Annotated in this window: 2 protein-coding genes; both read left to right on the top strand. The window is 61.2% G+C overall.

What is annotated here, in order from left to right:
• Positions 1 to 295 precede the first annotated feature (295 nt).
• On the top strand, positions 296 to 505 hold the full coding sequence (locus ACFSQT_RS32335) for a hypothetical protein (RefSeq protein ID WP_379025722.1): 210 nt from the start codon (positions 296 to 298) through the stop codon (positions 503 to 505).
• A 3,055-nt stretch (positions 506 to 3,560) separates the two neighbouring features.
• Positions 3,561 to 3,839 (top strand): hypothetical protein, encoded by a 279-nt coding sequence (locus ACFSQT_RS32330; protein ID WP_379025720.1) that lies wholly within the window; start codon positions 3,561 to 3,563, stop codon positions 3,837 to 3,839.
• Positions 3,840 to 12,046 lie beyond the last annotated feature (8,207 nt).

Genomic DNA, 12,046 nt, shown 5'->3' with positions numbered 1-12,046 from the left:
GGAGACCGACATCCTTCGCCGTGCTGCGCGATGCCGGGGCTCGCCGGCGTCGACAGGCTGAAGATAATTCGACCTCGCCGACTTCCCGCCATGGAGGCGGCACCGTCAACATTTCGCGGACCGGCTTCACGGCTAGATCTCGGCTACGAACTGTTCGTGTCGCCGCACGACAGACGCTGACTGAGCTCTCGTGCGCGCACCGGCTCTGTGACTGACATACAGGCGATACACGCGCGGCTATCCGCCACCATCGCGCTACACCGCGCTCAACCGCGCTCGCCTCCTCGAGCGGCGCGTGCTGATCGAGTTAGCCGAACTGCGACTTCACCACCGCTCCGGCAGCACGCCCATCCGCGCGTCGCAGCACCGCCATGCGCATGCCAGACGAGATCGGGCTCTCGGCTTCATGATCGATAACCTGGAAAAGCAGGCCATTTCACAACGGCACGCGCGCGCGCACATCCTCGCCAGGCTCGCGACCAGACGCAGGCGCGCCATGTCATGAGCATCGACTGCGTGAGATCGAACGGCAACATCCCGGCGACACGCCATACGTACTACTACAAGAAAAGCCAGGAGCCGTCGACCGGCTGAGTCAGCGCCGCCATGTGGGTACACCGATGGCCAAGTGCAACATCCGCCATCGCTCCTCGGGCGCGCGCCCTACAGGTCGATATAGCATAGCACATACGAAGTCCGCAGGACCTCGGGGATCGAGATACTATAATACGCACATGCGCGAGAGCGCAGTCATCAGAGCTGGATGCAAGCGACGGCCAATACGGTGGCGTGGCGCGGCACGCCCTTCATACAGCCGACACGCCGCGCACGCCAATCGGCCGGCGGCACATTCGGACCAGTACGACGGACGAAGCGATCAAGCAGCAGGAAGATGGGGACGATAGCAGCCGAACAGTGGGAGCTCGCGTCAACGACAGCCAGCTCGGCGAAAAAATGGTCCGGCCCGCTACGGCGCATATGCCGCCGCCATTAGTTCTTCTATCTACTAGCGCGGACCGAGATGAGCCGCACGAATGACGACCTCGAGCAGTACTTCTACCGGCAACTCTAAGATGCGGACGACACACAAGGCTACGCGATCGTACATCGGACATAACGAGACCCTGCGATCATCGCAGCGACTCGCACTAGCGTGCTCCGGCTGTCCGAGCGAAGGACTGGCTAGCAAGCACGCATCGGGACATCTCAATAAGTCGATTCGCTAACTATCGTCTTCTCTCAGATGCATGCTCAGCCAGTGCGATTAGCGCGATCGTTTTCGATAACCCGACGCACGCCGAGATATACCGCGTAGCCGAATGTACAGCGCATCGATCAGCTCGGCATGCGCCCGGCGACGTCGCGACGAGCATGACGAGCCGGAGCGATACCATGCGGCACCGTCTGTCAAAACTCGCAGAGCGCGAGCGCCGACGCCGCAACGTCTTCCACCAGCGCCTGGCAGCAAACCGTAGGACAGAATTACGCCACATGACGCACCATGATGTCGTGAGCGAGAGCGTAGACGTGTGCTGAGGCATTCACCCGGCCGTGCTCGCGCAAACAGCGCCATACCTGGTATTGGCGACGCAAGTTGACAGCCCGACCATAAGCCGACCGGAACCTCGCGTCCGATCGCACACTGACGCTAGCCAGTCCTTCGGCTGAGGTTGCGCCGAATGGCCACAGATCGGAATCGCACGTCTGGAAATGGGGTGGCGACCAGCGGCCAGCACCGTATCGCTGTAGAGCGCAGAACGACATCGCGAAAGCCTCTTATCGCGATGATGAGAATGCGACAGGCAATTCGCCATCCTGATCTTCAGCTGTTGCCACGCCGTCGCACCAGCGCCTTGTGCCAGGCATCGGTCAGCCCGGGGCCGCGTGTCGGGCGAGACGCGAAGAAGATCGGAACGCGCACGAGCACGTGGCCGATAGGCGTTCGGCCTGGCGCTACCAGACGATGCGATGCGACGCGCAGCCGCGGCGCGATGCAGCATCCAGTCGAGCTATGGTGAGCTCGGGACTCGATCGCCGCTGACCCTCTCGATCAATGCGACGCCGCCGCCGATACGATGCTTGACGCCATGCTCGCAGTCGCGCACATCGACCGGCACTGCGCAGACGCGCTCGCAGCGCCCCGCGCGCTCGCTTCCACGCCGACCCGAAACACAGCGATCGAGCGCATCGCACGCAGACCGTTCTCTGGAGTTCAACGCATCGGCGCGCGCAAAGAGCGTCCGGACCTCGGCGCACGTACAGCAGACGTGTCTTATGAGCATGTGGAGCGCGATCGGCGCCAACGGCATCGTCCCCGGACGCTGCGCCGAGATTTCTCGAGAGCAGCGCGAGATGGAGATACAGACGCGAGAGCGCAGGCGCGCTGCAAAGCCACCCGCAGGCTCTGTTGACCGCGCGCAGGCTAGATATATCGACCAGTCGACAGACACGCCGCAATTCCCCCTCGACGAACAGCGTGTGTGCAGACATCCGGCATCGTCTCTTTGTACTAGCCGCTAGAGTGTCTGAGCACACGTACGGCGTATGTTGTGAGCCCGTCAGTCCCGAAGACTGGAACGAGCGTCAGGTGTCGCCGTCATTGGGCGGCATCATTCGCGTTCGCTGTGTCGCGCGCGGTGGACTGCTGACTTTTAATCATAATCCACTTAGGCAAGATGCGCTACCCGTGCAAATAGCCCCCAAAGCCATCCAGGCCCAGCGGACGACAGCGACTGATGTCGACCCGCTCGATAGACCAAATGCGGCCGATCCGACCTGCTTCAGCACGATCCAGCTCGCACGAGTTCCTGTGGCGGCGGAGCTGAGCAGTGCGCGCAACGACAGGCACAAAAAGGGCAGAGCGCAGCGATGAACTTCACTCTGGACCCCGCCGCTAGCACGCAGACGACATACTCCAAGACTCGCGTCGCTACGACGCGGTGACGAGACGAGCGAAGGCCGGCGCACCCTGACGCGCCTGGAAGACTGGTCGGCGCCACTATCGGATCCCGAGTGGCGTCGCAGATGATAAGATCTGGGCGTGACTACAATGCTCGATCTTGCAGCAGAAGAGTCATCACACTCGGCCTACGAGCGCCACCACCCCAGTCCCTCCGCGTCTAGCGACATGAGTCGACCCTTGGAACAGCGCATCCTCCAGCTTCACGATTTCAGGCAGTGAGTCAGGGACAAACATCACAATGTCACTACCTTGGAGGTCGACACCCAGGCAAAGACTCGACAGCACGCGCCGCTCTGCGATCTCGTGCAGCGGTCACTCGGACATCGAGCCCGCCATCATGCCACGCCACTGTTACATCGGCGCCGTCGGCACGCAAAATAGGCTTCGAGGCCGCGTGGTCAGGTTCGGCGGGCAGATCGGATCGCGCTGCCGGCGGTAACCAGAATATGGCGGCCGGCGAGGCTGCCCCTGATCTCCGGTTGTCGAACGGGATCAGCGGTATGCATCAGCACCGTGGCGTCAAAACTGCGCCGGTGCCGCAAACATCACCGAAGCCAGGATGTTGGCGCCGTTGGAATAGCCAAGCCAAACACCGCCGATGGCTTCGCGTAGCCTCGACATGGGCCTTGACGAAGCCCGCCATCTTGGTCGTGGCCCGTGCCAGGTCGTCCATGTCGTAGACGCCTCGCCAGGCGGCGGAAAGAAGCGCGCAGCAGCACCTGTTCCGACACATCGCGCGCGCGGCGAGTATGATGGTGCCTGGGGCGCGACGATCGCCGACGCCACGCGACAGAAGCTGGCTCTCATCGGCCCCGTGCCATGGAAGACGAAGAGCAAGCGCGACCGCCGGCGCGAACCGATACGGGCCAGCACCTGATAGGATGATGTAAGCGTACACTTGCTCATGACGTCCGCTAACCATGGCCTTACCAGCTCTCATGCAGATGCCCTGTTCGAGATAGCTGAGCCCGCAGATGCTAGCATGAGCTGCGTCGGCACGCTCAGCCACCCGACTTACGCAATTACCACCTCACGAGAGGAGCAGCGTACTACATCACGTCACAATCGCGCGCTGATTCGACCACCAGCGCTACCGGTCGCGGCGACTCCGACCACCACCAGCACGAACGCACAGGAACACCTACATCTGCTCGCGCATTACTTATTCCGTGCGGAAACTATCGACGCACATGCCTCAGAAGTATAAGTCGCCACGACATCGATCACCGCCAGACCCGTACACCCCATAGCCACGAGTGATCCATCAACGCCTGCGCACTTCGCGGAGTCTGCTTGGCGCGAGCTGACTAACGACGGCACACGAAGCGACGACATGGTGCCCCGACGAGCCTGGCCGCGAGATACGCGCGAAGCCAGAACGCGCGCCCGGCAGCGAAAGAACAGATATCGCATGTCGACTCGGACATACACGGCGCCGCGTATGCTCACGTTCTCTCCAAAGCATCACACAACCAGAGCACAATAGACCGATTACCGGCACATTATTCGATATTCCTCGATAACCCATGAAAGCTTCAGCCTAGCTCCCGCGTGGCCGCGCGCAGTACCTTCAGCGCACACAAGAGGAGCCGACACGCGAAACGTGCGAAAGTCGCGCGGATACGCCTCGTCAACAGGGATAGCCGCACACTTAACGCCCGAGTGCGCTGCTTGTCGGCCTTGTCTCGAGACCAGGCGAACCATCACGCCGTCGATCCGGCAAAGGATGCGCCGCAGACGCCTTTCGCCACCGGCACAACAGCAAAAGGTACTCAACTTCGCGCGACAGGCCACGGTGACGCCCTCACATGCGTAGCGAACGCTCCCATATATTCCCCAATAGGCGATGTGAGCCTACTACGGACTACCGACATAGACACACAGTCGCGGTGCGACTTCGCGGACGCCATGCGAGCCCTTGCCGATGTCAAGCGGAAAGGAAGTAATAGCGTCGAGATCACCGAGCCCGGCGCTCGCCGCCGCCTGCGTCGCCATAATAGAGGTGCCGTAGACGGTAAACTGGCGCGTCGAATTGACTGTCTTACGTGACCGGCCGCGCTCGACTGACCAGAGTGTCCTGCGATGAAGATAGAAGTCATGCTGATCTGCCGGGCATCCTCTGCCATCGCGAGTGACGTGGATGCAGGCCCTGAATGTCTAGACGCTCGAGCGCATTGTCTATGCTCCTTACCTTGTGCGTGCTATGTGCGGCCCTACGCGCTGCCCCTCCACGCCAATAGGAGGACACGGATCCGCCTCGCTGGCAAAGGCGAGCAAACACCAGACATCGGATCTGCTGCTGCTAAAGTGAACAACAAAACGGACAATTTGATTCAATCCCGATCTTTAGACATGACATGCGTCAGGCTTAGCGCCATCACGCAACGGCGAATCGGCATATCCGATGCGAGCGCGCGCAAGTCGCGCCATGCAGGAGATAACAAAGTGTGTATCGCGCATGGAGAAATCGACAGAGAAAAGCCAGGACGCCCTTTCCCGAACATTCTGCTGATCACATCGCGGACTCCACAATGGCGCACGCGTGATTAGCTGACAGGCTAGCCGCGCAGGTACCGGTGGTTTGAGACACGTCCGAATGCCGACAGCGCTGGCCACCGTACGGCGTGGTGTCGCGTTGTAGGCAGACGCTTCAGGCAGACTACCTTGGGTGCGCGCGAGCCCTGCTCGCCCGCCCGCCGCGCCACCTGCCATACACACCGGCCTCTACCAGTGTATGCAAACAAACCGCGTTACGTACGCCGCCAAGGCACGCACCGCTGACGATGCCCGGTCACATCGGCCATACGATCGCGCTGCAAGCCCGCAGCTCGGCTATGATCCGACGACGCGAGTTCGCGGCTACACCGAACGTATACCTCCCGCTCGACCGACGCGCTAGTACCCTTAGGTGCCGTGAGTCGTGATCGACCCCACGGCCCGCTGCAATAGCTATGAGGCGCGTAGCGCTGCCAGCGTATTCACGGTGCACAGCTAGTTAAGCTGCTCCCGAGCATGCTAGCAAGCAGTGAGCATGTCCTGGCCCTAGAAGCAGCGCGTGTCGCCATGCGATATCAGCGCCGATCTCCCGACATCCAGCGCGCAGTGACGCGTGAACGAGACGCGCGTTTAGGCGTTGAGGCGCGCTCAGTGGCAACGCACCGCCGCTCGTATCTCCAAGCTAGGACGCAAAACGCCACGGCGGCCTTGCCCTGACGGCGAATTCACGCACGCTGCGACTCGCGCGTGAGCCCGAGGAACAAGCCACGCTCGTGGTCTTCGCGACAGCTTCTTCCTTCATCCGCCCCCACCCGCTCCTTCATCGCGCCGGGACGCCGTACAAACACGCTAGCCTGTATGATCAGCGACGGTCCGCTCTTCCAGCGGTAGCGGGGTTTTAGAGGCGAAAACGGCCGAGGCCGAGGCGGAAAAGCCATCCTATACCTTGCTATCGATCTCACGGCGGCAGAAAAGAAAAGGCAACACTTCCGTCCGGCGACTCGCCGGCAAGCCGCCTGCACGATCTGGAGCGATGACGACATTTCGCCGACATGCCCCGCGCGATCTAGCTACGCGCACGCATAGATCTCCTGAGGCGTCGTACGACACGAGGCCCCCGGTCCGCAATCTTAGGCAACGCGGTACAACAGGCCCGCGGCGCGACGCTCGGACGACACCATATCATCGTAGCTGACCTACGCCGACCATGCGAGATGATGCGGGCGACCACCTTTCATGCTGGGCAAGGCGCGGCGATACTCATTACGACGGCAGCTACCATCTATATCCGCTGGCATCATAATCCGCGACCCCAGCCACGGCAAGGCCAGGCTCGGATGAGCCAGCGTCGATCGCTTCACCGAAGCTGGTAGACTACAGTTTGCCACAGAGGCTCATCGACCTGTTCCAGCTGCTGAGGCCCCGCAACCGCTATCACGACACGGCATGCTCGCACTGAAGCCGTATCTCGAGAGCGGTCGGCGAGAGCCACTGCAGGCTGCGGCGAGATGTACACAGCGACACATGGGATTAGAATCTCGATGTCCCGCTACGACTAGCGAACCGGCGATGCCCGACGGCATTTCGAGCGCCATCGCCCTCAACGACCAGTGGCAACCTCAGCACCGTCTACCCGCCACGAAAAATATACAACTATAGTGCCCCAGTCTCGGCGGCGGAGCCCTGCGCCGACGCCGCTGCATATTGCTTTCGACCGTGCGCCCGAACAGACAGTGCGCCGAGTCTTGAACAACCTCGTCACCGTGCCTGATCCCGCCCATCTAGCTGCGGCTCGGAGTCGCCGCAAAGGCTGCTGTGCCTGGCGAGCCGCAACATCTCGCACACCAGATCGCCTTGAACGCCGGCTCTGCTCGAACTCGACACCGAGCAGGCGCTTATTCGCTATGTGCAAGGGACCCGAAGCGAATAGCAGCAGTAGGCAGCTAGGCATGTAGCCTCGCTGGCAGTAATAGCGGCAGTAGGAAATGTCAGGCCCGCACTTCTACACGAAGCTCCAACCCCGGACTGCCTACTAGCACTACTGCCTAAATCTCGACATGACCCTTGTATGATCCGCACCAACGATCATGAGCGCCACTACGGCCATGATCTCCCGTTTCTCGGCATAGCTGCCCTAGTCGTAGCAGTGTAGACGCCGCCCATCGAGCTGCTTCCTTCTTGGTCGCAAGGCTCGCGTGACAGGTACATGTACTTCTTGCAGATCCGATGGCCTCAGCCCGTCATGAATTTGCCAGTATAATCATTGCCGACCGACGACTGTCCTATGCTCTGCACCGATGCCGAGCGAAGCCGCCGACATCGACGATACACACTCGCGTGTCGCGTCTTAGCTTGTATCGACCGGCGCCAGCAGCGACGTGCACGCATTTCGCCGACTCTCGAGAGCCGCTCATCTGGCAGCCGTAGACGGACGTGCCGTGCAGCCCTCACATGGTCGTAACGCCTACGGACCTATTACACGCCAACTCGGCATTACTCGGTCAGTGCGCGCACTTGCCTCGATAGCCGCCGATCTGACGCCGGTTTGGTCGGAGACCAGAGGCATTGCGGATGTACGTGCGCACTCGCCCGCCGTCCGTACTTGTCCGCCTGCAGCGATCGCTGAGGAGCGGTCGCGCTGTCGGAGCCGGCCACGGCGGCCGTGCGCCGTATAAATGCCGCGACGGCTCACATGGACGCACCGTCGTCTCTGGCGCGCCGAGCGCTGCCGCGACTCATAGGCGCTTGCGCGTTGAAATCCGAGCGCCAGAGCCCGCAGTTCCTACCCTGCAAGGGTGGTCTGAGCGCCACCAGCCAAGCTCCATTCGCACGTTTTCTACCCCGCCCACTAGGCCTTGCTCCGAACTCATAAGAGCGACATACTTGGCGACCCAGAGGCACAAGAACAGCACAACGACTCCAAGATCAGAGAACCCCGGCCCTTGCCTTCCTTGCTCAGAACGACTGTCATTGACCCTGCGAGTTCTGCGCGTCATTGATCACTGTTGACACCGTTTGTGTAGACGGTTTCGACTTGATGATGTGGTGGAAGAGATTGCGTTAGCGCGCTTCACAGCGGCCTCAGCCGGCTAAGCGCTCATGGTCGAGCGGGCGCAGCTCTGTGCGCAGTGTATCTGTCGTCGCCGGCGGTGCCGCCGCGACGGGCCCACGTTGCATTTGGTCGACGCCGGGCCATGGTTCGAAGGAGCCAATCGCAAGGCACTGCAGTCGAACTCCACGGTGGCAACCGTCACGTTCGATCGTCCAGATTGGTATCGTCGGGGAAACCATGCCAGCGGTAGCCGTCCACTCTCTCGGCCATTGGCTATTGACCTTTCCCGCTGTAGCAGCGCACGAACCACGCGACCCCAATATCTTCCGGCTCCGCACCACCCATGCAAACACCCACCATCAGACGACCGCCAATGATCTGGACTGGATCTAGCGACGCCTGGCCTCCTCTGTCGAACCGGACGGATCACTGACCTCCCACGATGTCCTCGGCGTCAGCGCCGGTGACGTTTGTGACGGACCCTTCCTTATTTATGTCTCTGTACTTTTATCGGCGCTTGCACCGATATCGTTGGTTGACGATGCTGCCTTCGGCTGTCTGGTCTTGGGCCACAGGCAAGGGCGGGCTGGCTGAGCTCATGGCGGCAGGGGGTCTGCGCTGGCGCGGGGGCTGTTGTTCGCATTCTGCGCCATAGGCCCCGCGTCGCGACCAGCGCACTAACGAATGCGGCGTCCGGGCGAAGAGGTTGCGGGCTCATGGTTACTCTCCTCGATGCATGATTTCGTGTAAGCGCCGCGCCCGCTTGAACCAGAGTCGTGAGGGATGATCGAGCGGCATCTACCGCTTCAACAACGTCGTGACCTATGCTGTTGTTCGACAAAACGCTGCGCATACCCCTGGCAGCGCGGCAAACCACGGAGCGGATTACGCGCGCCGCAAGATGCGCCGGCTGATTTACTCGCTGGCTCTTACAAACGGAACCGTTCTACCGGCTTCGCACACGTTTCAGCCTCGCGGCGCCGGTCTGTCCCGGCCCCACAAACGATTATATGACGACAAGCGGGGCCAGTGAAAAATTTGCACAGCCGGCGTGCTGAAACGCGATATCGGGCACAAGGGGCAACATGTGCGCAACCACGAACGATGCTGCTGGCCCGACTTTTTCCGAACAGGTATGCGTCTCAGACGCTTAGAGGACCGCTAGGCCACTCCACATACAGCAATAGATGTTGTTGGGGCGGAACGGAGCAGGTCTGGAGACGCTCGTGACAGGCCTGACATCGCGCCGCTCGGTCGATGTCGTGCGTGTGGCTGGCGCGTTACACGAGCGAACACGGTAACCATTTCGTGCCGCTGGCCGCTACCGCGACTATGAGCAGCCTAGGAAAGGCGCTTGCCATATTGCCCGGCCCCGCACCATGAAACCTTTTCAGCGCGGGGACTGGGGATTTCCGCAAGGACGTTACCCTCGAGACGCAGCTGAAATCCTTGCTGGGAACCGGCGAAATATTCATCAGCGGTTCACGATAATGGCACGGCCAACGGCCGGGAACCTTCGTCGCATATCAGATTACTCGATCGGTGAGCAGCATGCGAAAAATGGTGCAACTGCGGCCAAAAAAATTGGGATCGTTATTTTCGGCTCGGCCGGGGAAAGAGATCCGGCGCCGACGGCCAGGCGGCTTGGCGTACGCATCAACAACCACCACTGTGCGTGAATGAACGTGACGCTCAGCATCGGCAATGCACGGACGTGAGTGGCGGCACCGCAAATCATTGTACGGCATCGGGCACCAATTCCTATCATAGAACAAACCTGTTCGGCCGAAGGCACACTTGCCTACGACGACACAACCCGCGCGGGCGTGCGTGCTGTCACGGCGTATCTATCGTCACTGGTGGCGCACAGCGTTGCCGAATTTGGTCAAATTCTTCTTTAACACGATGGCGCGGGCAAGTGGCTGCGGACTAAACTGATACACGGAGACTCCAAATCAGGACCTGACCGACGGTCCTGCATATCCATTCGGGATACTGAGGTAGGAGGTCTCGAGCCGGGTCGATGGATGGTGAAAGCATGCGTTCATGGACTTTGAGCCTGTGAGGACGACGATCTCAGCAAATCAAAGAAGCCCCCGTTGCGCTGAATGGTCACACTGGGGTCCGGCCAGACATCGCCAGGAGGCAAAGGCTGCTGATGCAATGGAGTCGGGGCGATGAATTTGAAGGGCTGAAAATCTAGTTCCGCTGTGGCGCGCTCCTTGCTCTGTCGCCCGGCGGTCGTCTTGGCCATTACCATAGATTTCGGCGATTTGTTCCCAGGAAAACGAAGGCCAGACCGACAGCCAGCGACCTGGCAATCAGGACTACGCAAGCCGTGCCAGCACGACGGGCCCCTGACGCGCTTTTGTCTCCGGAAGATCTTTGGCGATGGCCGGTCGTCTATCCTTGTCCGCCAACTGTGCCTGCGAGCAGGCAAAAAAGACGACCGGTCGGGTAAACGGTTCCTAACGGTAGGAAGGTTCACGGGGTCAAGCCGCTGGCTGCTACCGGCGCGGCGGGACGCGGTCCGTGAAGCCGGCAAGGACCCCGGGACGGGGCATCGGGGACTTCGGCGTGGAATAGCAAGGCGGGACAACAGGGCCGGATTCTCGTCACCCGGACCGAGTTGCCCGGCGCACCTCCAGCGGGTCCTCAAGGGATCCGGAGGACCCAGGCTGGCCGTGATCTGCATGGGCTCTTGAAGTGTCGTATTAGCCGACACACGGCGGCCGATCCGTGATCTCTTGCGACCGCCCATCCCCCTATCCGGCTACCAAGCCTTGCCGCGCACCGACTGAGCTGGCCCCGGTGATTGAGGCGCCGACACTCGCCTTGGTCGGACACTCGGCGTACGCGAACGGGCATGGTTCAAATCATGCGTCGTGCTCTGGGACGAGGAGACGAAACGGAGATCGACACTCTCCTTTCGGCGCCATGCCGCATAGCACGACACCCCGGCCACGAAGCGATGGTTGGTGCATTCAGGGACGCACCAACGCACACGGGATCCCACATCCGTTTCCGAGAGAGCGACAAAACTCCGTCTGGTCACCGGTTCCAAGATCAAAGGAACCACATCCGTACTTTGACGACCCACCCGGCGCAGCCGGCCGCGATGGTTGGTGGCAGGCGCCCGCCATTGGCACGCTGTGCGTGCTCGACCGCAAGCGCATTAATGCCTTCCGCTCCCGCGCCAGGCTCGACCAGTTGAAGGCGCTCGGCGCGTATCGCCCGCCGCTGTTCACACTGAAGGACGCGACTACTACAGCGGCGCCATCACGCCAGAGACAGGCAGCGCGCTGCCGTGCGTGAGGAAAAAAAGCGCACGTGCACATCGCGCTCGATGCGGCCTTCGTTGCCGCTGGGCATGTGTGACAATCCGCACCGAGTCATCACATCGAATGCATGTCCGCCTGTCGGAGCTGTTCAACCTGCCGCGGCTCGAAGCCCGGCTGCGGGTGCGCGGACGACATCCTCACCCGCCATCGATCCGCGCGACGGTCTACCAGGACCGAAACACGCCTTTCGCACGA

The sequence above is a fragment of the Mesorhizobium calcicola genome (assembly GCF_042682105.1).
Lineage (GTDB): Bacteria > Pseudomonadota > Alphaproteobacteria > Rhizobiales > Rhizobiaceae > Mesorhizobium > Mesorhizobium calcicola.
This window is presented reverse-complemented; position numbering and strand designations above follow the sequence as displayed.